This window comes from Nocardia cyriacigeorgica NBRC 100375, assembly GCF_000308555.1.
GTDB classification, from domain to species: Bacteria; Actinomycetota; Actinomycetes; order Mycobacteriales; family Mycobacteriaceae; genus Nocardia; species Nocardia cyriacigeorgica.
In genome coordinates, this window is sequence record NZ_BAFY01000277.1 from 1 (window position 1) to 490 (window position 490).

The following is a 490-nucleotide window of genomic DNA, read 5'->3' on the forward strand; positions in this document are numbered from 1 at the left end:
CATCCCACGAATTGTGAATTTGTATCATCTTCAAAATGGCGACCATGCTAGCTCAGAAGCAGGCTTTCACAGGGCTGCGTCTCATGCAGAAGCCCCGCTCCACAGGGTGCAGCAGGGTTCGGGGGGTTGCGACTCGTGCTGAGCTGGAACTGAAGCCTCTTCCGTTCGCTAATGATGCTTTGGAGCCTACAATCTCGGCGGCGACCCTGGATGTGCACTGGGGCAAGCACCACCGTGCTTACGTCACTAACTTGAACAACCAGATCAAGGACAAGCCACTGGCCAACAAGACCCTCGAGGAGATCATTGTGGAGACCTACAACAGCGGCAGCCCTACCCCAGAGTTCAACAACGCCGGTCAGGTCTTCAACCATGACTTCTACTGGGAGTCCATCAGCCCCAGCCCAACTGAGCCGTCAGCGGAGCTGAAGGCGGCGATTGACGAGGCCTTTGGATCGATGGACGAGTTCAAGAAGCAGTTTAAGGCTGC

1 protein-coding gene is annotated in these 490 nt (G+C 55.9%); it reads left to right on the plus strand.

Features of this window, described 5'->3' with window-relative positions; all coding sequences use genetic code 11:
* Positions 1–35: 35 nt before the first annotated feature.
* Positions 36–490 (plus strand): superoxide dismutase (locus RJ05_RS33150; protein ID WP_506330610.1); only part of this gene is annotated, 455 nt, incomplete at its 3' end.